General features: G+C 47.3%; 17 protein-coding genes. 14 read left to right on the top strand and 3 right to left on the bottom strand.

All coding sequences use genetic code 11. From position 1 onward, the window contains the following. Positions 1–16 precede the first annotated feature (16 nt). From HGH90_RS24045 to HGH90_RS24095, 11 genes are read left to right on the top strand one after another with little or no spacing between them, the layout of a single operon-like run. Positions 17–1,081 (top strand): beta-ketoacyl synthase N-terminal-like domain-containing protein, encoded by a 1,065-nt coding sequence (locus HGH90_RS24045; RefSeq protein WP_168766274.1) that lies wholly within the window; start codon positions 17–19, stop codon positions 1,079–1,081. Continuing rightward, positions 1,075–1,854 carry a polysaccharide deacetylase family protein gene (locus HGH90_RS24050; RefSeq protein ID WP_168766275.1) on the top strand — a complete coding sequence of 260 codons (780 nt, stop codon included), beginning with the start codon at positions 1,075–1,077 and terminating at the stop codon, positions 1,852–1,854. Before HGH90_RS24045 ends, HGH90_RS24050 begins: the two co-directional genes overlap by 7 nt. Beyond that, entirely contained in the window at positions 1,847–2,479 is a 633-nt protein-coding gene (locus HGH90_RS24055; RefSeq protein ID WP_169192058.1) for an outer membrane lipoprotein carrier protein LolA, read from the top strand. Before HGH90_RS24050 ends, HGH90_RS24055 begins: the two co-directional genes overlap by 8 nt. Next, a complete protein-coding gene (locus HGH90_RS24060) occupies positions 2,442–3,080 on the top strand; it encodes a hypothetical protein (RefSeq protein ID WP_168766277.1) in 639 nt (212 codons plus the stop codon). Before HGH90_RS24055 ends, HGH90_RS24060 begins: the two co-directional genes overlap by 38 nt. A 29-nt stretch (positions 3,081–3,109) precedes the next feature. Then, positions 3,110–3,469, top strand: a complete 360-nt coding sequence (locus HGH90_RS24065) for a 3-hydroxyacyl-ACP dehydratase (protein ID WP_168766278.1) — start codon at positions 3,110–3,112, stop codon at positions 3,467–3,469. Further along, positions 3,470–4,663, top strand: a complete 1,194-nt coding sequence (locus tag HGH90_RS24070; protein ID WP_168766279.1) for a DUF2062 domain-containing protein — start codon at positions 3,470–3,472, stop codon at positions 4,661–4,663. Continuing rightward, a complete protein-coding gene (locus HGH90_RS24075; protein ID WP_169192059.1) occupies positions 4,656–8,540 on the top strand; it encodes a trifunctional MMPL family transporter/lysophospholipid acyltransferase/class I SAM-dependent methyltransferase in 3,885 nt (1,294 codons plus the stop codon). Before HGH90_RS24070 ends, HGH90_RS24075 begins: the two co-directional genes overlap by 8 nt. Further along, complete coding sequence (locus tag HGH90_RS24080) at positions 8,527–10,047, top strand: phytoene desaturase family protein (protein WP_169192060.1); 1,521 nt, start codon at positions 8,527–8,529, stop codon at positions 10,045–10,047. Before HGH90_RS24075 ends, HGH90_RS24080 begins: the two co-directional genes overlap by 14 nt. Next, positions 10,044–11,735 carry a C45 family peptidase gene (locus HGH90_RS24085; RefSeq protein WP_317166175.1) on the top strand — a complete coding sequence of 564 codons (1,692 nt, stop codon included), beginning with the start codon at positions 10,044–10,046 and terminating at the stop codon, positions 11,733–11,735. The genes HGH90_RS24080 and HGH90_RS24085 overlap by 4 nt, the downstream gene beginning before the upstream one ends. Before the next feature lie 11 nt (positions 11,736–11,746). Continuing rightward, positions 11,747–12,124, top strand: a complete 378-nt coding sequence (locus HGH90_RS24090; protein WP_168766282.1) for a holo-ACP synthase — start codon at positions 11,747–11,749, stop codon at positions 12,122–12,124. Between the two features lie 14 nt (positions 12,125–12,138). Beyond that, positions 12,139–13,431, top strand: coding sequence for a phenylacetate--CoA ligase family protein (locus tag HGH90_RS24095; protein WP_168766283.1), 1,293 nt, complete (start codon positions 12,139–12,141; stop codon positions 13,429–13,431). 11 nt (positions 13,432–13,442) lie between these two features. Here HGH90_RS24095 and HGH90_RS24100 read toward each other — a convergent pair whose 3' ends face one another. Further along, positions 13,443–13,931 carry a DUF6702 family protein gene (locus HGH90_RS24100; protein WP_169192061.1) on the bottom strand — a complete coding sequence of 163 codons (489 nt, stop codon included), beginning with the start codon at positions 13,929–13,931 and terminating at the stop codon, positions 13,443–13,445. 208 nt (positions 13,932–14,139) lie between these two features. Between HGH90_RS24100 and HGH90_RS24105 the strand changes: the two genes are divergently transcribed. The 3 genes from HGH90_RS24105 to HGH90_RS24115 all read left to right on the top strand — a co-directional run bounded on the left by HGH90_RS24105 (position 14,140) and on the right by HGH90_RS24115 (position 17,942). Further along, a complete protein-coding gene (locus HGH90_RS24105) occupies positions 14,140–14,721 on the top strand; it encodes a HupE/UreJ family protein (RefSeq protein ID WP_169192062.1) in 582 nt (193 codons plus the stop codon). A gap of 8 nt (positions 14,722–14,729) precedes the next feature. Next, on the top strand, positions 14,730–17,054 hold the full coding sequence (locus HGH90_RS24110) for a M1 family metallopeptidase (RefSeq protein ID WP_169192063.1): 2,325 nt from the start codon (positions 14,730–14,732) through the stop codon (positions 17,052–17,054). 78 nt (positions 17,055–17,132) lie between these two features. Further along, positions 17,133–17,942, top strand: coding sequence for an alpha/beta hydrolase (locus HGH90_RS24115; RefSeq protein WP_168766289.1), 810 nt, complete (start codon positions 17,133–17,135; stop codon positions 17,940–17,942). Between the two features lie 258 nt (positions 17,943–18,200). Here HGH90_RS24115 and HGH90_RS24120 read toward each other — a convergent pair whose 3' ends face one another. Both HGH90_RS24120 and HGH90_RS24125 read right to left on the bottom strand, forming a co-directional pair. Further along, positions 18,201–19,808 (bottom strand): SusD/RagB family nutrient-binding outer membrane lipoprotein, encoded by a 1,608-nt coding sequence (locus HGH90_RS24120; protein WP_168766290.1) that lies wholly within the window; start codon positions 19,806–19,808, stop codon positions 18,201–18,203. Between the two features lie 29 nt (positions 19,809–19,837). Next, positions 19,838–22,984, bottom strand: coding sequence for a SusC/RagA family TonB-linked outer membrane protein (locus tag HGH90_RS24125; RefSeq protein ID WP_169192064.1), 3,147 nt, complete (start codon positions 22,982–22,984; stop codon positions 19,838–19,840). Positions 22,985–23,121: the final 137 nt, after the last annotated feature.

Genomic DNA, 23,121 nt, shown 5'->3' on the forward strand with positions numbered 1-23,121 from the left:
AAAAGTTAACGACTACATGAATATCTACATCAATGGCACCGGTTGTATATCTCCGCAGAACACTGCGCAAGGAGGGCCTTTGCTGGCTGCTCCGAGGGAATATGAACAAGTGAGGCTGGCCACCGTAGATCCTGATTATAAACAGTGGATTGACGTAAAGCAGATCCGTCGCATGAGCCGCGTGGTAAAAATGGGCGTAGCGGCAGCTAACCTGAGCCTGGAGACCGCCGGCATCACCTTACCGGATGCTATCATCACCGGTACTGCTTACGGATGCCTCGACGATACTGGCGTATTTTTAACCAAAATGGTGAACCAGCAGGAAGAAATGCTGACGCCAACAGCCTTTATACAAAGCACCCACAACACCGTAGCCGGGCAGATAGCCCTGCTGCTGGGATGTAACGGGTACAACAATACTTTTGTACACCGCGGGTTTTCTTTCGAAAATGCCCTGCTTGATGCCATCATGATCTTAAAAGAAGGCACAGCAAAACATATACTGGCCGGCGGCATGGACGAAATTACCAACTACAGCCACCAGGTATTGTCCCGTTTCGGCATTTATAAGAAAGCGCCGGTAAAAACAATGGAATTGCTCAACAGCCCCGATACCGGCACCATTGCCGGCGAAGGCGCCGCATTTTTTGCGTTGGGCGTTACCAGCGCCCCAGGCACCGCAGCCACATTAACAGGCGTTAGCACCTTGTACAAACCGCTGTGGGAGGGAGAAGTGATTGGCCATATTATGAAATTCCTGGAAGACCATCACTGCACACCAGCCGATATAGATCTGCTGGTAACCGGCAGAAATGGAGACATTGACCAGGATGAAATGTATGAAGAAGTTGCCGCCGCATTGTTTCCCGACCACGCAGAAGCCAGCTTCAAACATCTCTGTGGCGAATATCCTACCGCTGCGGCCTTTGGACTGTGGATGGCCAACGCCATTATCGCAGAACAAGCCGTTCCGGAAGCAGCCGTATTCTACGGTCATGCACCAAAGAAAATCAACAGGATTCTATTGTATAACCATCACCAGGGAACACACCATTCCTTTGTACTCCTCACCGCATGCTGAACAACAGGATCGTAAATATCATCGCCGTAGTGAGCCTCCTGGTATTAGTATGCCTGGACAAGCTCATGGGATATGATATACCATTCTGGTACTATGGCCTTCCCATACTGATTTACTTGCCCTTTACCATCCACGGCGCTATCAATATTGAGGCGAACTTTTTTATGAAGGTACAATGCCAGGCAGATACAACCGAGAAGGTGATAGCCCTGTCTTTCGATGACGGTCCGCAAACGGAATATACCCCTGTTATCCTGGATATCTTAAGGGAAGAACAGGCGCCTGCCGCGTTTTTCTGCATCGGGAAAAATATTGCAGGCAATGAACCATTGCTGAAACGCATTTACCAGGAAGGACATGTAATAGGCAACCATACCTATTCCCATCATTTCTGGTTTGATATGAAACTGTCGTCCAATATGCTGACAGACATGCAGCAGATGGACGCGCTTACCGTAGATGCTACCGGCCTGCATCCGCGGTTGTTTCGTCCACCTTATGGCGTTACCAACCCCAACCTGGCCAGGGCCGTAAAAGCCGGCAATTACCTACCGGTGGGCTGGAATATCCGCTCTCTCGATACCGTAGCCAAAGATGGAGAAACATTGTTGCACAGGATATTAACACAACTTAAACCCGGCGCCGTTATCCTGTTGCATGATACCTGTAAGATAACCGCCGATATATTACCACAACTGATCCGCGGTATCCGCCAACAAGGATACCGGCTGGAAAGAATTGATAAAATGTTAAACGTGAGAGCTTATGTGTAAATGGATTTTATTTTTGCTTTGTTCCGTAGCAAGCCTGCAAATACAGGCGCAAACGGGGTTTAAGCCGGTGACCGACCTGGCCCCGCTGAAACAGCAGTTTGCCACCGCGGCACAGCGTACCCAGAGTATTCAATGCGATTTTGTGCAGGAGAAAAACCTGAGCATGCTATCTGATAAGATTGTATCTAAAGGCAAGTTCTGGTTTAAGAAAGATAATAAGGTAAGAATGGAATATATGCAGCCATCCTATTACCTGCTGGTCATCAACGGGAAAGATATCCGGATTAAAGATGCCCAGAAAGAAAATAAAGTGTCTGGGAAAAGCAATAAGCTGTTCGAACAAATCAATAAAATTACGGTCGACTGCGTACGCGGAACAGTACTGGACAACGCCGATTTTACCACCAAGGCTACAGAGAACAGCCAGTCCTACCGCCTGGAGCTGACGCCAGTAAACAAGGTGATGAAAGAATATTTCAAAACAATTGTGCTGCTGGTAGACAAACAGGATTATTCTGTATCTAAAATTACGATGGCAGAATCGTCTGGTGATGACACGACCATTAATTTTTTACATAAACAGCTGAATGCAGCCATTGCTGATGCGGTATTTTCGGTTAAGTAATATTGCCTGGATCGCTCTGCTGGTGACCAGCTGCCGCTCGGTGTACAAAGGCTTGCAGCCTGCCGCCGGTGATGTAAACTGTATCCGGCAATTCAGCCCGCAGTTTACATCTTCGCTGTATAGTACCCAGGTCGACATCTTAAAGCGTCATCTCAGCGGCCTCCTGTTTTTTAAACAAATGCCGGATAGCAGTACCCGCGTGGTATTTGCCAACGAAATGGGATTTAAGTTCTTTGATTTTGAATTTGATAAAAACGGGCAGTTCACCAAACACTACCTGATGGCCAAAATGGACAAAAAAGCCGTAGTGAAAACATTGCAGCAGGATTTTGCACTAGTGCTGCTACGCCCGGATCTGACTAAGGCGCATGTAGCCACAGATAGCCGTTACCGTTATGTGGTATTGCCAACGGAAAAAGGAAATAATTACTACATCACCGATACTTCCTGTACGCAGCTGGTAAGAATAGAAAAATCATCCCGCCGTCGCCCTGCTGTTTCGGTATGGATGCAGCATTACACGAATGGCGTGCCTGATTCGATCAATATCCGTCATGAGCACTTCAAATTCAATATCTCCCTGCAAAAGGTAGAAAAATAGTATCAACATCATTTAAATCATCATACTTCATGTTAGCAGGCAATTTTTATAACGTTACAGCACAATCACAGGAACCAGGACAGGTGACCACTACTATTGAACTGAATGCGGGACATCCCATTTTTCAGGGTCATTTTCCTGAACACCCTGTGGTGCCCGGCGTATGCATGATGCAAACCATTACAGAAGTACTGGAGAGCGCATTGCAGAAGAAGGTCTCCCTGAAGAAAGCGAACCAGATGAAGTTCCTGCAAATGATAGACCCGGTACAGCAGCCCCTGATAGATGTATCCGTAGTGTATAAAGAAGAAGAGAGCGGCTGGAAAGTAACAGCCACCCTGAAGCGGGAAGACAAAACATTTATGAAGTTCCAGGGCATATTTAACTGAGTGACGAACGTACCTACACATAACGACCATTTTGAGCGTCACCGCGCGGCGGTGCTGATTCCTACGTACAACAACGCAGGTACCCTCGGCGCGGTATTATCCGATGCGCTGACGTACACGAACCATGTAATAGTGGTAAATGACGGAGCCACCGATGAAACGCTCGCCGTACTGGAACAATATCCCGGTCTGCAATTGGTATCGTATAGCCCTAACCGTGGTAAAGGCGCTGCTTTGCGCCGTGGATTTTCCTATGCGTTGCAACAAGGCTATCACTACGTGATTACCATGGATGCCGACGGGCAGCATTTTGCCACCGATCTGCCAGCCATGGTGCAACAAATAGAAGAGCAGCCTGGGGCATTGATCATTGGTGCGCGCAACCTGCAACAGGAAAATATGCCCGGTAAGAATACTACCGCCAATAAAATATCTAATTTCTGGTTCTGGGTAACCACCGGGTTGAAAGGGCCCGATACACAATCCGGCTACCGGCTGTATCCCCTGCTTCGCATGGGGAAAATGAATTTCTTTTGTACCAAATACGAATTCGAAATAGAGGTGCTGGTACGCAGCGCCTGGAAAGGTATTAAAGTGAACTGGACACCGGTGAAAGTGTACTATCCGCCGCCGGAAGAGCGGGTATCGCATTTCCGGCCGTTCCGCGACTTCGTGCGGATATCGATACTTAATACGGTACTGGTACTGGTAACTTTCCTGTATATTAAGCCTCGCGACTTTATCCGTTTCCTGTTGAAAAAGGAGAACTGGAAGCGGATGTGGAAAGAAGAAGTGTTGAAAGCGGAAGAATCTAATGTCAGGAAAGCCGCATCTATAGGGTTTGGCGTGTTCATGGGCATTGTACCTATCTGGGGCGCGCAATTACTGGTGGCGATACTGGTATCCATTAAACTGAAATTGAATAAAGCATTGGTATTGTTGTCGGCGCATATCAGTACGCCGCCGTTTACTCCCTTCATTATGTTCGCCGGCTTTTACACCGGTCGCATCTGGATGGGGCAGACCGCGAAAGACCTGGTATTTAAGGATGGTATTACCTTCCAGACCTTCCGCGACAATATGCTGCAATTTATAGTGGGCAGTGTTACACTGGCCGTACTGGCGGGTATCGCCGCCTGGCTGCTGAGTTGGATGTTGTTGGGAATGTTTAGAAAAGAGAAAAAAAATGGGTAGTCTTTTTGTAGCGATATATAACTTTTTTGAACAGCGCAAATTCTGGCTGTGGTGCTGCACCCTGCTCAGCTTTTTGCTGGTAGGATATTTTGCTGCACAAATTAAGCTGGAAGAAGATATCACAAAAATATTACCGCAGGATAAGAAACTGGATAAACTGCAACAGGTATTCCAGGACTCCCGCTTTGCAGACAAGCTGATTGTCACCATCTCTCAAAAAGATACTACCCAGGCTGCCCAACCCGACAGCCTTACCGCCTATGCTGCAGACCTGGCTACACAGGCCGGCGCTCAGCTATCGCCCTACATAAAACAAATACAATCGCAGGCACAGGATTCCATGGTCATGGGATTGATGCAGGTGATACAACAACACCTGCCTATTTTCCTCGAGGAAAAAGACTATGTGAAGATAGATAGTTTATTACAGCCTGCTAAATTGCAGGAATCGCTGCAATACGATTACAATACCCTCATTTCACCAGCAGGACTGGTGCTGAAGAAGATGATACAGGCCGACCCGGTGGGTATTTCCTGGATAGGCATCCGAAAGTTGCAACATCTCCAGGTAGACGATCAGTATGAGCTGTACGATAACTATGTGATCACCAAAGATCATAAGCATGTGCTGATCTTTATTACGCCTGCGAATCCACCGGGGGCAACAAAGATTAATGCGCAGTTCCTGCGGGGGCTGGATAAAATAAAAGACAGCCTGGATCAGCATTATCCCGGTGTAGCAGCCTCCTATTTCGGAGGTACGGCTGTATCGGTTGGCAATGCCACCCAGCTGAGGCAGGATACCTTTTTAACACAAGGCATTACCATTGTATTGCTGGTAGTGTTGATTGCCCTGTTTTTCCGGAAGAAAAGATCACCGGTACTGGTGATGTTACCTGTGATTTTCGGAGGCCTCTTTTCACTGGCCTGGATATACGTTGTAAAAGGACATATTTCGGTAATGGCTATGGGGGCGGGCGCCGTAGTATTGGGTATTGCGGTGAACTATTCGCTGCATGTATTTAATCATTATCGCCATTCCCACGATATCCGGGAGGTGATCAACGACCTGGCGATGCCTATGACCCTTGGCAGCTTTACTACCGTAGGCGGTTTTTTCTGTCTGCAGTTTGTAGAATCGCCTATGCTGCGCGATGTGGGATTGTTTGCGGCGCTTAGCCTGGTAGGAGCGGCTTTATTTTCATTGGTGTTCCTGCCTCACTGGATCGTGATCGGGCAACATGCACGGCAGCAGCACGCGCATCACGACAACTGGCTGGATAAATTATCTGCTTACAAACCGGAGAAAAATAAATACCTGGTAGGCGCTATTTTCCTGCTCACTATTGTATTCTTTTATACCGCGCGCAACGTATCCTTTGAAAGCGATATGATGCGCATGAATTACATGACGCCGCAATTGAAAGCCGCAGAAGCGCATCTCAATGCGGTGAACACTTATATTGCCCAGTCGGTATACGTGGTTTCTGATGGGCGCAACCTGGAAAGTGCACTGGAAAATGGGGAACAGCTGATGCCTGTGATACAGCAGTTGCAGGAAAAGGGAATCGTGAAAAAGTATGCCGGCGTACAGGCGTTGTTATTATCTGAAAAAGAGCAACAGTCGCGCATCGATCGTTGGAACCATTACTGGCAGGCTGCCGGCGCCAATAAGCGAGCTGCTTTGCTCGCCTACCTGCGCCAGGAAGGCGCCCGCTTCGGCTTTAGCGCTACTGCATTCAACAACTTTGATGCGTTACTGCATAAAGACTTTCGGCCGTTGTCGGCGGAGGCGGTAAAGACCCTGCAAAGCGGCAACCTGGGCGATTTCATTATACAAAAGAATGGCGCTACTTCGGTGGTAACGCTGCTGAAGGTAGATCCCGCCCACAAACAGGCGGTGTACAGCGCAATGGAAAACCTGCCCGGTACTACGGTGCTCGACAAACAATACGCCGCTAACAGGTTGGTAGAAGTAATCAAAGATGAGTTCAACAGCATCGCCTGGATGACCTCCCTGCTGGTATTTTTCGCCTTGTTGCTGTCGTACGGCCGCATTGAGCTGGCGCTGATTACCTTTATCCCCATGGCCGTGAGCTGGATTTGGATACTAGGAATTATGGGGCTGTTTGGTATCAAGTTCAACATTGTCAATATCATCCTTTCCACGTTTATTTTTGGTTTGGGAGATGACTACAGCATCTTTATGATGGACGGGCTGTTGCAGGAATACAAGACCGGCAAGAAAACCCTTTCATCTTTCAAATCCTCCATTTTCCTGTCGGCCATTACTACCGTACTCGGATTAGGCGTACTGATCTTTGCAAAGCATCCTTCGCTGAAATCTATTGCCCTGATATCCATTATCGGGATCAGCACGGTGGTATTGATTTCCCAGGTGATTATCCCATTCCTGTTCAACTGGCTGATCACCAACCGTATAAAAAAGAACTACGCTCCCTGGACCCTGAAAGGGTGGAGCTTATCGGTATTTTCCTTTACTTATTTTACGGTAGGATGCCTGTTGCTGACGGTCATAGGTACGGTATTGATCCGCTTAAATCCTTTCAATAAGGAAAAAGGTAAACTATTATACCACCGCATTCTTTCAGCTTATACACATAGCGTATTGTACATTATGGGGAATGTGAAGAAACGCATTATCAATCCTGCCAATGAGCAGTTTGAGAAGCCGGCCGTGATCATCAGTAACCACCAGTCTTTCCTGGATATCCTGGTGTCTACCATGCTGCATCCCAAGGTGATACTGCTTACTAACCAGTGGGTATGGCGCTCGCCGGTATTCGGAGCCGTGGTGCGGCTGGCCGACTATTACCCGGTAGCTGATGGTGCGGAAGGGGCTATTGAGAAGTTAAAACAACGCGTGGCAGAAGGTTATTCCATTGTGGTATACCCTGAAGGTACCCGTTCTCCCGATCCCGTTATTAAGCGGTTTCATAAAGGCGCCTTCTATATTGCAGAACAGCTGGGCCTGGATATAGCGCCAATTATCATTCACGGTACCGCCTATACAATGAGTAAGGGCGATTTTCTGCTGAAGGATGGTACGGTAACAGTTAAATACCTGCCACGTATTACGCCACAGGATACTTCCTGGGGAGATAACTACAGCGCACGTACGAAAAGTATCAGCCGGTATTTCAGACAGCAGTATGAAGTGCTGCGGGCAGAGATAGAGGTACCGAAATATTTCCGGGAGCAGCTGAAGTACAATTACATTTATAAAGGGCCGGTACTGGAGTGGTATATGCGGGTGAAAACCGCCATGGAAAAGAACTATGAGCTGTTTCACGAATTGCTTCCTACAAGCGGCCGTATCCTGGATATAGGTTGTGGGTATGGTTTCATGGACTACATGCTTACCTGGACAGCCCCAGGGCGTGAAATTACCGGCATCGACTACGACGAAGAGAAGATAGCTACAGCGGCCTGGTGTTACCAGAAGCCAGGACAGCTGCAGTTTATACACGGCGATATTTCCCAAACGCCGTTTGAAAAATACGATGCCTTTATTTTAAGTGATGTATTGCATTACCTGCAGCCTGTGGCACAGGAAGCGCTGTTGCTGCAATGTATAAGCAGGCTTACCCCGGATGGTGTTATCGTGGTACGCGATGGCGATAGCGATATGGCCAAAAGGCACGAGGGAACAAAGTTTACAGAGTTTATGTCTACAAAAGTGTTTGGGTTTAATAAAACGGGTAATCAGCAGTTATCGTTTTTTTCCGCTTCACATGTGCGTAACCTGGTCAGCAAATATGGTGCGGTAGCGGAGCAGATAGACAATACCCGGTATACCTCGAATGTAATATTTGTGATAAAAAAACTTCCCCAAAAAAATTATGCACAGCTATGATGTCATCATTATAGGCAGCGGCCTTGGAGGCCTTGTTTGTGGCGCTATCCTCAGCCAGCACGGCTATCGTGTTTGTATTTATGAAAAAAACCGGCAGGCAGGTGGTTGCCTGCAAACCTATTCCCGGGAGAAAGTCATCTTTGATTCAGGCGTACATTATATTGGTGGCCTGGCTCCGGGCGAAAATCTGTATAAAGTATTTAAATACCTGGACATCTACGATAAGCTGAAGCTGAAACGTATGGATATGGACGGCTTCGATCATATCAGCTTTGCCGGGGATGATAAAATATACAAATTGGCCCAGGGTGAGGAAAACTTTATCCGCACCTTGCTGGCCGATTTCCCCGAAGAAGAAGCCGCGCTGCGGGCTTACTGCGATAAGATCAGTGAAGTATGCAGCAAGTTCCCGCTGTACAATCTCCGTACGGGCGACTATGAAGAAAAGCGCAGCGTACTGCAGCTCAATACCGCCAGCTACCTGCGCAGTATTACCAGCAACGAAAAATTGCAACAAGTATTGGCAGGCAATAACCTGTTATACGCCGGCATGGCCGAAAAAACACCTTTTTACGTACATGCGTTGGTGTTAAACAGCTATATGAAAAGCTCCTGGAAATGCGTGGATGGCGGCTCTCAGATAGGAAAATTGCTATGTCAGCGTATCCGGGAAAATGGCGGCAACATTATCCGGAATATGGCGGTAACGGATATCCAGGGAGAAGGCGACCAGGTAAACCATATTGTCTTACAGGATGGCACCCGCGCAAGAGCTACTCATTATATCTCTAATCTGCACCCGGCGCAAACGATGGCCATGACCCATAGCGATACGCTCCGGAGCGCTTACCGTAACCGCGTGCAGCAGCTGGAAAACTCGGTAGGCGCGTTTGTATTGAACGTAGTGTTGAAACCCGGTACATTCAGGTATCTCAACTATAATCATTATTACCATGCTGCCCCCGACGCCTGGGCGGGCATCGACTATCGTGTGGAGGAATGGCCGCAAACTTATGCGATGTATGTATCGGCCAGTTCCCGGCATGAAACCTATGCCGATAGCCTGTCGGTAATGACGTATATGCGGTATGCCGAAATGGAACCCTGGCAACATACCATCCATACCGTGCAACAACCGGAAGGCCGGGGCGCCGGCTATGAGGCATTTAAACAACAAAAGGCCAACCTGCTGATCGATTGCGTGGAAAAGCAATTCCCGGGATTCCGGAACTGTATACAATCGTATTACGTGGCTACGCCATTGTCGTACCGCGACTATATCGGTACCGGGGATGGCAGCATGTACGGTATTATGAAAGATAGCGCAGATCCGTTACGGACCATGATATCAGCCCGTACTAAATTATCCAATTTGTATCTTACGGGTCAAAACCTGAACTTGCATGGAATTTTAGGAGTGACCATCAGTGGCGTCATCACCTCGGCAGAATTGCTGGGCATGGACTTCCTGGTAGATGAAATTAATCAGTCAATCAATATAAAGTGAAACAAAAGAAACGAAGCGGCTGGAAAAAATTAGGACGCATACTGTTATATATCATCGGGTTTTTCCTGCTGCTCATTGTAGGGCTGGCCATTTACCTGGTGGCCGTGAGCAAAATGCCGCCGCCGGTGGTGGCAGATCAGCGTGCGTTGCAACTGCAACGCAAAGAGCTGGATAGCACCTGTTATACGCTCGGTAACAACTGGTTTCGGAAAAGTAACAGCGGCCTATATGAGATGTATGTGGAAGGTGCGCCTTTTGAACGCGGGGTGATCAATGGTAAGCTCTCCGGTGAGTTGATCCGCCGCCAGGAAGACGTGTTTGTAGCCCAGTTCAGTAAGATGGTGCCCTCTAAGTTCATGCTTCACTTCCTGAAATATTTTATAGGCTGGTTCAACCGCGATCTGGCCAGTCATGTGCCGGAAGAGTTTAAGGAAGAAATTTATGGAGAATCATTTTCTGCTTCTCCCAACTACGATTACATTGGTACCAACTATGCCCGTTTGATGAATTATCATGCGGCACACGATATAGGCCATGCACTGCAAGGCATGATGCTGGTAGGTTGTACGTCTTTTGGCACCTGGAACGACCAGTCGGCCGATAGCAACCTGATTATCGGGCGCAATTTCGACTTTTATATGGGCGACGATTTTGCGAAAGAAAAGATGGTGGTATTTTATCGCCCGGAAAAAGGGCATAAGTTCATGTTTGTGACCTGGGGCGGTTTTACAGGGGTGGTATCCGGTATGAATGACCAGGGCCTCACCGTGACCATCAATGCTGCCAAAACCAGCGTGCCTACCGCCGCTGCTACGCCGGTATCGCTGGTAGCCCGGGAAATCCTGCAATATGCGGGTAATATTTCCGAAGCCTGGAATATCGCTGCCAAGCGGGAAATGTTTGTATCGGAATCTTTCCTGGTTGGCTCGGCAGCTGATAATAAAGCGGTGCTCATTGAAAAAACGCCGGAGGGAATGGATATGTACAGTTCTGGCAAAAACACCATTACCTGTACCAATCATTTCCAGGGCGACTCACTCGGTAACCTGGCTTCCAACAAGCTGCAGATGAAAGAAAGTGCATCAGAATACCGTTACGAAAGATTGAAAGAGCTGATGCAGGAAAACGGGCCTAATACAGTACAGAAAACGGTGAACATCCTCCGCGACCGCGGTGGTTTACATAATGCCAATATTGGCCTGGGGAATGAGAAAGCCATCAACCAGTTGATTGCCCATCATTCTATCGTATTTGAACCTAAAAAACAAATGGTGTGGATATCTACTGCGCCGTGGCAGCTGGGGCAGTTTGTAGCCTATGATCTGAACAAGATATTCAGTATGCACGGCCTGGATTCCGATCATGAGGTATACGACAGTGCCCAAACTATTCCGGCAGATAGCTTCTTGCTATCAAAAGAGTATGTTGCCTTTAATACTTACCGGCAGCTGAGAGACCAGATAAAAGAAGGTAAAACAGTAGATATTAACGCACTGATTGCGTCTAACCCGGCATACTATCATACATATGTGCTGGCAGGCGATTATGCGTTTAAGCGCAAGGAGTATGCGGCTGCCAAGAAATATTATGAAACAGGCTTAACGAAAGTCATTGCCACCAAAGGAGAGGAAGATCATATCCGTAAACAGCTGGAGTTATGTAATGCAAAATTGCAGGCGAACCACTAAAAGTAACTGTTATGATTATAGGTATTGGAACAGACATTGTGGAGGTGCCCCGCGTCGCGGCCAAGCTGGCTAAGGGCGAGGGATTTCGCAACCTGGTATTCACGCCCTATGAAATTACCTATTGCGAAAAACAGGCTGCTCCGGCCGATAGCTATGCTGCCCGCTTCGCTGCCAAGGAAGCAGTGTTGAAAGCTATGGGAACCGGTTGGGGCAACGGTGGTATTAATTTCGACGAAATAGAAATACGCAACGATGAAGCCGGGAAACCGGAAGTATACCTGATTGGCAAGGGAGCAGCCATGTACGCTACCATGGGCATCAGAAAAATATGGGTGTCTTTATCCCATGAAAAAAGCGCCGCCGTAGCCATGGTCATTATTGAAGGATAAATTTTAAGCCGAAGATGTATATACCAGATATTGAACTACAGCCGAAAGCAGCCATCAGGGCTTACCAGGAGAAAGAAGTACTACGCCTGCTGGGCTACCTGCGTGAATTTTCGCCGTTCTATAAAGCATGGTTTAAAAAACATAACATTGCTGCCGACCAGGTTCAGTCGCTGGAAGCCTTTTCTATGATTCCACCGGTAACCAAAGAAGATTTACAGGAACACAACTGGGAATTCCTTTGCGTAGATAAAAGTAAGATTGCGGAATATACTACCACTTCCGGTACCCTCGGTCGCCCCGTTATTATTGCCCTCACAGAAAAAGACCTGCAACGTTTAAGCTACAATGAATACATTTCTTTTTGTTGCGCCGAAGGAACAGACAACGATATTTACCAGCTGATGCTCACGCTGGATCGCCAGTTTATGGCAGGTATGGCGTATTACAATGGTATACGTAAACTCGGCGCCGGCGTATTGCGCGTAGGTCCAGGCGTGCCCAGCATGCAATGGGAAAATATACAGCGTATACAGCCCACCGTTATTGTAGGCGTACCTTCCTTTATCGTAAAGCTCATTGCCTACGCGAAAGAACATAATATCGACATTAATAGAACATCTGTAAAGAAAGCCGTGTGTATTGGAGAAAATATCCGGAATACGGATTTTTCGCTGAATGTATTAGGCAAGAAAATTACAGAGCAATGGGATATTAAATTGTATTCCACCTATGCTTCTACCGAAATGCAGACGGCCTTTACAGAGTGTAAAGCCGGCAATGGCGGGCATCATCATCCTGAGCTGTTGTACGTGGAATTACTGGATGAAAACAACCAGCCGGTAGCTCCCGGCGAAGAGGGCGAAGTTACCATTACCACCCTGGGCGTAGAAGGCATGCCCCTGTTGCGTTATAAGACCGGCGATATCTGTCAGTATCATTACGATACTTGCAGCTGCGGCAGGCATACTTTACGCTTATCTCCCGTAATAGGACGTAAAAAACAGATGATCAAGTACAAGGGGACCACCCTGTACCCACCTGCGCTGTTCGACCTGCTGAACGATATGGAAGATGTGAAAGAGTTTGTAGTAGAAGTATATTCCAATGAACTGGGTACTGATGAAATTCTCCTGCACCTATGGCCCCGCGAAGAGTCGGAAGAAATGGACCGCAAAATAAAATCTTATCTCCAGGCCAAGTTACGGGTAATCCCCCAGGTGCGGTATACCAGCCAACAGGAAATTATGCGTATGCAGTTCCCGGAAAACAGCCGCAAACCAGTAAAGTTTTTAGATAACAGAAATTAGCCGTTATTTATTCAAAACCCCATCACCGCTATATCTTTCGGGTTATCCAGCTTCGTGCTTTTCCGTTCGCCCCCTACCATTACATGAATCATATTTGTTTGTGCAGGATGTCTTTCATACAGCAGGTTATTTTTAACCTGTACCTGTTTAGGTGCAGGAACATTTTCCGCTTCCAGGAAACTCCATACGGCGTCTTCTTCTATCTTATAACCAATGAAATGTAAGGGAACTGTTTTACCATCTAAGGTAATGATGAGGTGCCGGGACAGGTAACCGGCAATATAACCCTCTACCTGTGGGCGATTGGCAGGATGAGTGATGTCGAAAGACGTTTTATATTCCGCTTTGAGCGTATTTTCCAGGTCATCCGCAAAAATACGGCAGCTTACCTGCAGCTCTTTCTTAGCGGCATTATGCGAAATCTCTGTTACACTGGCATAAAAAGGATGAACGGCTGTCAGCCACAAAGTCATCCACCATTTACAAAATAATAAGCCCACCTCTTTATATTTTTATTTTCCGGAAGACAAAAATACACTTTAAGCCGCCATATTCTCCGCTCACAACCCCGATTTTTTGGTTCAACACATTTGTATATTGATTTTTGGAGAACATTATTATCTTGTGTGCTTTGAAAATTAAAATACCAGTGAACGCAAATGTAAACTTGGTAAAGCAATCATAACCAAAATATAGCAGGGCAGGGCAATGGATGAGTTGTATTTTCAGCTGGGATGGCAGCATATTATCAATTGGGACGCTTACGATCACATTCTTTTTGTAATAGCACTAAGTGCTATTTACCTGTTGCGCGACTGGAGAAAAGTACTGGTATTGGTAACGGCGTTTACAGTAGGTCATTCTATTACGCTGGCCTTGAGTGTGTTACATATTATCCGCATACCCGGGCCGCTGGTGGAGTTCCTGATACCGGTTACAATATGCGTTACCGCCGTGTCTAACATCCTGAAAAGGGAAGATGAGCCACAGAACCTGCAACTGAACTATTTCTACGCATTGTTTTTTGGATTGATTCACGGGCTGGGGTTCTCCAATTACCTGAAGAGTTTATTGGGCAGCCAGGCCAACATCGTACAATCACTCCTGGGATTTAACCTGGGGTTGGAATTCGGGCAGATCATCATCGTGATGAGCATACTGCTGGTATCTACGATGATCGTGAAAATCAGTCACGTAAAACGCCGTGACTGGAACATGTTCCTGTCGTCGGCCACCTTTGGAGTCGCATTTTTAATGGTTATACAAGGCGTTAGATCGCTGTTTTTTTAATACTGTTTATGAGAAAGAATCTTTACCTCGCCGGGGTATTGTGTTGCAGTATTTTATCGCTGCAGGCACAAAATAACCCAGGATCCAACCATGGCAACCGCTTCGAACAGCTGGGCACTATGCTGCAAACACCCAACATGTACCGCTCTGCCTCCGGGGCGCCAGGGCCTAAATACTGGCAGCAACGGGCCGACTACGATATCGACGTACAACTGGATGATGCTGCACAGAAATTAACCGGCGCCGAAACTATTACCTACTTTAATAATTCGCCCGATCCGCTCACCTATATCTGGCTGCAGCTGGATGAAAATGAGCACGATCCGAAAAGCGACAACCAGTCTTTCAACGAAAGCCGGATGTCGGATAAAATGACGCTTTCTACGCTCAACAGCATCCTGCCGCCTAAGCAGGACCTGGGCGTAAAAATTACGAAGCTCACCGATGCGGAAGGCAAAACATTGCCCTACACCATCAACCAAACCATGCTGCGGATTGATTTGCCCAAACCGCTGATGCCAGGCGAAAAATACCGCTTTAAAGTGTCCTGGTGGTACAACATTTCTGATCGGATGACCATCGGTGGCCGCGGCGGATATGAATATTTCCCGGAAGACAAAAACTACCTGTATACCATTGCCCAATGGTATCCCAGGTTGGCGGTATACTCCGATTTTCAGGGCTGGCAAAACAAACAGTTCACCGGCAGAGGCGAATTTGCCCTCACCTTCGGTAACTTCAAAGTACGCATGACGGTACCTTCCGACCATGTGGTAGGCGCTACCGGCGAATGCCAAAACTATAAAGAAATGCTCAGCGCAGCCCAATACCAGCGCTGGCAACAGGCACAAAACAGCAAGGAACCGGTGGAAGTAGTGACCCTCGACGATGCGAAGAAAGCGATGCAGGGCCATGCCTCCGGCACCAAAACCTGGGTGTATGAAGCACAGAACGTGCGCGACTTCGCCTGGGTATCTTCCCGCCGCCTCGTATGGGACGCGTTGCCGGCTAACGTAGAAGGCAACAAGGTAATGGCCATGTCGTATTATGGTCCTGAAGCCTATCCGCTGTATCACCGCTATTCCTCCAAAGTAGTAGCGCATACCCTGAAATCCTATTCAAAGCATACCATCCCTTATCCTTATCCTGTGGCTATTTCGGTAGAAGCGGCCAACGGTATGGAATACCCGATGATCTGCTTTAACTACGGCCGTGCCGATAAAGATGGCACCTACTCAGAATCTACTAAAAACGGCATGATCGGCGTTATCATCCACGAAGTAGGACACAACTTCTTCCCGATGATCGTAAACTCCGATGAAAGGCAATGGACCTGGATGGATGAAGGATTAAATACCTTCTGCCAGTTTATGGCCGAACAGGAATGGGACAGCAATTTCCCTTCCGGTCGTGGCCCTGCCCATAAGATCGTAGATTATATGAAGATGCCTAAAGACCAGTTGGAGCCTATTATGACCAACTCCGAAAATATTGTGCAGTTTGGTCCTAACGCTTATGCCAAGCCGGCTACCGGGTTGAATATTCTCCGTGAAACCATCATGGGCCGCGAGTTGTTCGACTTCTCCTTCAGGGAATATGCACGCCGCTGGGCATTTAAGCATCCTACGCCAGCCGATTTCTTCCGCACCATGGAAGATGCTTCTGCGGTAGACCTGGACTGGTTCTGGCGCGGCTGGTTCTTCGGTATCGAACCGGTAGACATCTCCCTCGATAGCGTGAAATGGTTCCGCATGGACGGCAATGATCCGGAAAAAACAGCCAAAAATGCCCAGGCAGCTTATGATAAAAACATGGATCATATTGCCCGTCAGCGGAATAAAGCCGCCGGCATAAAGTATGCGGTAGACCAGGATACCAGCCTGCAGGACTTCTACAGCAAATGGAACCGGTTTGAAGTAAGCCAGGAAGACAAAGAAGCCTACAACAAGTTCTATAACGGCCTAAGCGCAGAAGAAAAAGCACTATACGACAGTAAGAAGAACTTCTACCAGCTTACCTTTTCCAATAAAGGCGGACTGGTAATGCCGCTGATCATTGAGTGGACATTTGCAGATGGTACTAAGGAAACAGACCGTATTTCTGCCTACATCTGGCGCAAAAACGAAAATGAAGTGACCAAAGTATTTGCCAAAGACAAGCAGGTGGTGGCCGTGAAGCTCGATCCCCTGCGTGAAACCGCTGATATCGACGAAAGCAATAACAGCTGGCCCCGTGAAGCGGCTCCTTCCCAGTTTGAGCTGTTTAAAGCACAGGGAGGCGTACGTGGCGCTTCCACCGGCGACAACCCCATGAAGAAAGCAAGAACAAAATAATCGCGCTATTTTATATTTTGTGGCGGCTATCATCCCGGATGATAGCCGCCCTTTTTTATATTCATAAAAGCCCGAGATATGAAATTATTTGCCCGCTTACTGATATTTGTCTGTTACGCCCAGGTGGCAAAGGCCGCAAATGTAGATACCGTCAGCATTTACAGCCAGAAAATGCACCGCGCCTATAATTGTGTGGTCATTACGCCTTCCACTTATAAAAGTGGTACTCAGCGATACCCGGTAGTATACCTGCTGCATGGCGCCGGGGGGAACTATGCCAACTGGGTCACCAAAGTGCCTGCCATTAAAGAACTGGTAGATACCTACCAATGTATGGTGGTTTGCCCCGATGGCGCTGTTACCAGCTGGTATTTTGACAGCCCGGTAGATAGCAGCATGCGTTTCGAAAGTTATGTATCCACAGAAATTCCTGCCTATATCGATCAGCATTATCAGACGATGCCCGAGCCTCATTACCGCGCTATTACAGGACTCAGCATGGGCGGCCATGGTGCTATGTTTCTTGCCATCCGCCATCCGGAAGTTTTTGGCGCTGCCGGCAGTATCAGCGGTGGCGTTGACTTGCGCCCCTTTCCCAAAAATTGGGACATTGCCAAACGCTTGGGTCCTCCCGGCGTTGCGGGTGCTAACTGGACCGACTATACGGTAATTAAGCAGGTAGAAAAGCTAAAACCCGGCGTTCTGTCTATTATCATCGACTGCGGGGTAAAGGACTTTTTTATAGATGTAAACCGCGACCTCCACAAGAAATTATTGCTGGCCGGTATTGATCATGACTATACGGAACGCCCCGGTGAGCACAACTGGGACTACTGGGCTAATTCCATCCAGTACCAGCTGTTGTTCTTCCATCGTTTCTTCCAGTAAACAAACGCCTGTTTGCATAAAGAAAGCCGGTTTTCAACAAAACCGGCTTTTGCTTTTGTCCTGTATTTATGAAATTCGAAAATCCTTGTTCTCTTAAAAAGTCCGTCAACAGGAATGCCAACGGCTGTTAATTTGAATGTGACCTATGTTGAGTGAATGCTAAATGCAATATTTTTATGAATCATTTGGTGTGATAGAATGCCGGTCCTCAACAGGACCGGCCTTTTTTATGCACGCGATTCAAAATAAAATGTTGATTTATTTTACCGGATCCCACCAGAGGTGCGTACCGCCTACGTCTTTTTGTGGTGTTAAGGTGGCAATTGCCTTTTGAATGGCGCCGGCATTAGTAGCGTATTCGTTGCTCGGGAAATTGGCTCTGCGTACGAAATCGGTAGTGCTGATAGCGCCATTACTGTTATTGATTACTACCGGGAAGAGTTTAGGATAACCGGTTCTGCGGAATTCAGACCAGGCTTCTTCTCCTTCAGGGTAGTTGGCAATCCATTTTTGTGTGATGATACGTTCCAGTTTCTGGTTGAAAGTGGCGGCAGCATCCCATTTAATAGTGATGGTGCTCAGGTAAGGAGAGCCGGTAAGTATATCGTTCTGACCAGCCGTGATGGCTTTGGGATCTTTGTACTCATTAGGTTTAGCGGTACCGTTGTTATAGTAAGTAGCCGCGCTGCCCAGCTTGTATTGATCAAAGGAAGCCTGGATACCGGACTGGTAGTTGGTTTGCGGGTCGCCGGCGTTGGCCCATCCGCGGATACCGGCTTCTGCTTTCAGGAACCAGCCTTCAGCAGCGGTCATCAGCTGTATTTTGCTGGGGAAAATAGCCAGCTTGGAGTATTTCAGGTATCTCTCTTTTGCATCGATATTGATACCGTTGCGGATACCTTTAAACGAACCGGCTACAGCGGGATCGGTAGCTGCCTGGAAGAATTTAGGCAAGCGCGGATCATTGTAACCACCCATGATAGATTCTGCGGGAGCGCCCATGCGGATATCACCCCAGGAGTCGTTGATGGTATTTAATGGATGTGTAGTAGCACCAATATCCACGAGGAAGTTATCGGTAGTACCATCGGTCAGTAAACCACCGGCATTGGCCAGGGCTGCTTCTCCCTCTGTTTTTGCTTTGGCAGGATCAATATTCACAACACGCAAAGCAAGCCGTAAGCGTAAGGTATTGGCGAACTTCAGCCACTGGATGTATTTGCCACCGTATACGAGATCCGCTTTCCCAAATAAAACGGATTGTTGCTGATCTTTGATCGGGGTGAGAATGTCGATCGCTTCTTTCAAATCGGCGAAGAAAGCATAATAAGCGTCTTTCTGGCTGTCTAAATCTACCGTACCATCTGCATTAGGCTGATTATACTTTGTGTAGATAATAGGGCCGTAAATATCGCTGATACGGTGCATGGCTTCTACCTTCAGGATCTGCGACATGGCATACGTTTCAGGAAATTTGGATTTGGAGTAGTTGCTCGCTTTGTAACAAGGGTTCATCACGTTACTGTAGGCAATTCTCCAGGCAGCGCTGGTCCACCCATCCAGCAGGTTATAGCTGAGGTTATTACTGTTACCGGCAAAGGGAGTGGCCGACATCATATAACCGCTGAATACATCTCCCAACAGGTTTTGCTGCAATTGAAAATCCGGCACCGGGAGATATAAGTAAATACTGCGTTGCGCCTGTTGTAACTGTGCCGCTACTAGCGCAAAGTCGCCTTGCAGATCAGCATCGGTAGACCCATACGGGTTTTTGTTGATTTCCTCGAAGTTCTTGGTACAGCTGCTGAAACTTAGTAAGGCAGCAGTCAGTACCAAACCTATTTTTTTATATGATTTAAAATTCATGGCTCAATTTTTTTGTGTGCTGAATCAGGTTAAAACGTAGCTTTCAGGTTTAGTCCAAAGCTGCGGGTAGAAGGCAGACCAAATACATCCACACCCTGAACACCGTTGTCTGTACTCATGCTCATCTCAGGATCGTAAGGCGCTTTTTTAGTGAAGAAGAACAAATTACGTCCTACCAGGCCAACCTTCAGGTCTTTGAGCACATTGTTGTGCATTGGAATGGTATAACCAATGGCTAGCTCTCTCAAACGTACGTTGGTAGCATCATACATGTAGTATTCAGTGATACCGGCACGACCGGCTACACCACCATAAAATACTGCTGCAGGGATCTTACCGGTGAATTTACCGCCACTGGCTTTGGTAGCATTAAATTCTACACCACCATTGTCGCGGGCGTCTGCGGTAACTTTAGATACGCCATATTCATCCAACATAGCCTGTGTAATACTCATTACTTTACCGCCAAAACGTCCATCGATCAGGATGTTTAAGCTGAATTGTTTCCAGCTGAAACTGTTGTTCCATCCCAGCAGGAATTTAGGAGTAGGATTACCCAGGAAAGACAGCGGACCATCGGCCGGCAAAGGCTTGCCATTATCATCTACCAGGACGCTGCCGTCTGCGCCGCGTTTGAATGCACGGCCGTAGATATCACCAAAGGAACTGCCTTCATGCAATTTCAGCGCATAGCTGTTTACGTTGTCGCCTTTAGGCGTAATGGTATAGTCGCCTTTCAGCTGCGGAGCCAGTTCTATCAGCTTGTTCCGGTTGTGGGTAAAGTTGAAGGAAGTTTGCCAGTTCAGGTTCTTGCTTTTCATAACCTGGTAGCCTAAAGTAGCTTCTATACCGGTATTTTGTACGTTACCTGCGTTCACAAAGGCATTAGGATATAAATAACCTGCGGAGATGGTAAAGTCAAAATACTGGTTTTTAGTATGTGAGTTATACCACGTGATATCGAAGTTTAAGCGGTTGTCAAACATTCTCCATTCTGTACCAAATTCAACAGAAGTGGTCATTTCCGGTTTCAGCGGTAATCCCAGGTAAGCGCCGGATGTATTGGAGGTCAGCGTACCGGAAGTAATGGTATTTACCGGCAGGGTTGCAAATGGCGCCACGTCATTACCCACTTTGGCATAAGAGCCACGTACCTTACCATAGTCTATAAATTTAGGCATATGGAAGATATCGCTGAGAATGGCGTTTAAACCACCGGAATAATAGAGATAGCCTTTCTTGGCATTGGGCGTGTAAGCCAGGGTGGAAGACCAGTCGTTACGGGCAGTTAAATCCAGGAATACTTTCTGTTGAAGATTGAAGCCTACGGTTCCAAATACAGACTGGAGCTGTCTCCTGGTGCCAGTCGGTATAATTTTAGCGGCCGGGCTCAGGTTGATGTTACCAACATGGAATATATTGGCAAAAGCGAGATCGGCATCTTTGGAATCGATGAAGTTACGATCCTGTTTCAGGTCTGTAATACTGGTACCTGCGGTGAAATTGAAGCCTATTTTATCAGAAATTTTAGGACTTCCAACAAATAACAGGTCGCCATAATACTGTGTGCTGGACAGGTAATCGTAGGTATAACGACCATTGGCATCAGCAATAGTGGTTTGCGTACCGGCATTGGCTTTTAATTCGTATTTATCCCAGGCTTTATTCACATTACCACGGGCTTGTACGCTTAGCCAGTCGGTGAGTGTATAACGCAAGGCCAATGAGGTGATCAGGTTATCCTTCCGGTTTTCAGTGATGTTCCTGTTCAGGATCCAGTAAGGGTTCTGCTGGGAGTCTTGTCCATCCAGCTTTTTGTCGATGTTGAGGTTCCACCAGTCCTGCACATACATGTTGCGGGTAGGAGAGAAGTACTCATAATTGTTTTTGTACTGATCGAAGTTTAAACCTCTGGGAAACAGGTACAAGCCAGTCAGTGCATTATAATATAAACCGGAAGTCGGGCGGTTGTGAGCATTTTGAGTAGTCATCTGCACGTTCGCATCCAGGTTTAGTTTATCGTTCAGGAAATTGGCATTTTCCCGGAAGTTGAGGGTGTGTTGTCCATATTTGGCGGTAGGCACAATACCCTTATTGGCGGTATTGGAGTAAGAGAAATAGGTCTGTGCCTTTTCTGTACCACCAGACACGTTCACCGAATTGATCCAGGTAGTACCCGTCTGGAAGAATTTCTTCACATGATCAGGACTGCTGCCTTTGTCTCCCCAGCTATACAGGTTGCCAGGAGAAGATTGCAGGTACGAGTATTGCAGGTCCGGACGATAAGAAGGCTGATCGAGGGTGAAGTTGGACGAGTAAATAATTTTAGCCTGTCCTGCTTTTCCTTTTTTAGTAGTGATCATGATGACCCCGTTGGCTGCCTGGCTACCGTACAATGCGGATGCGGAGGCGCCTTTCAATACGTTTACGCTTTCGATGTCGTCGGGGTTGATGGTGCTGAGGATATCGCCACCATCGCGACCGCCGGAGGAAGTACCGGATGCCTGGCCCCAAAGATCGGTGGGCTGGGCGCTGGTAAAGTTAGCAATGGGCACTCCATCTACTACATAGAGTGGTTGGTTTTCACGGATAGATTTTTGTCCGCGTAATACAACCCTGGAAGAACCGCCTACACCAGAGGCACTCCGGTTGATTTGTAAACCCGATACTTTACCGGATAAGCTGTTGATAACGTTTGTTTCCTTAACGGTAGTCAGATCTTCTCCTTTTACCTGTTGGGTGGAGTAGGTTAGATCTTTTGCTTTACGTTGAATGCCCAACGCGGTTACTACCAGCTCATTTAATCCTTTAACATTGTCGTCTAAAGAAACATTGAGGGTAGCGCCGCTACCTACTGGCATTTCTTTTACGGCAAAACCTACGGAGCTGAAAACCAGTACATCGCCGGTTTTGGCGCTGATATGATATTTACCGTCTGCACCAGTTTGTGTACCTCTTGAAACACCTTTCACCTGTATCGTAACGCCGGGCAATGCATTGCCTTTGCTATCGCGTACGGTGCCGCTGATTTCCCTGTCCTGTAAAATACTACGGAATGAAGTGGTGGGCGAATAACGATAGCCGGTGGCCTTCGCATACGCACTGTCTGCTAAGATGGAAGTGAGCGCAAGACCGGTCATAGCACACACTTTCATAAGGCGTAGGTTTTTTTTCATACTTGCCTTTTTTTTGGTTAATAAATGGGATTTGTATTGTTGCATTAAACTGACCATTTTTAAATAGATCAAAGTGATGAATAGTTGTTCATACATGTCGGATACAGGACGCACAAAGCCGTTAGCATGGCGGATGC

It is taken from the genome of Chitinophaga sp. Ak27 (assembly GCF_012726295.1).
Lineage (GTDB): Bacteria > Bacteroidota > Bacteroidia > Chitinophagales > Chitinophagaceae > Chitinophaga.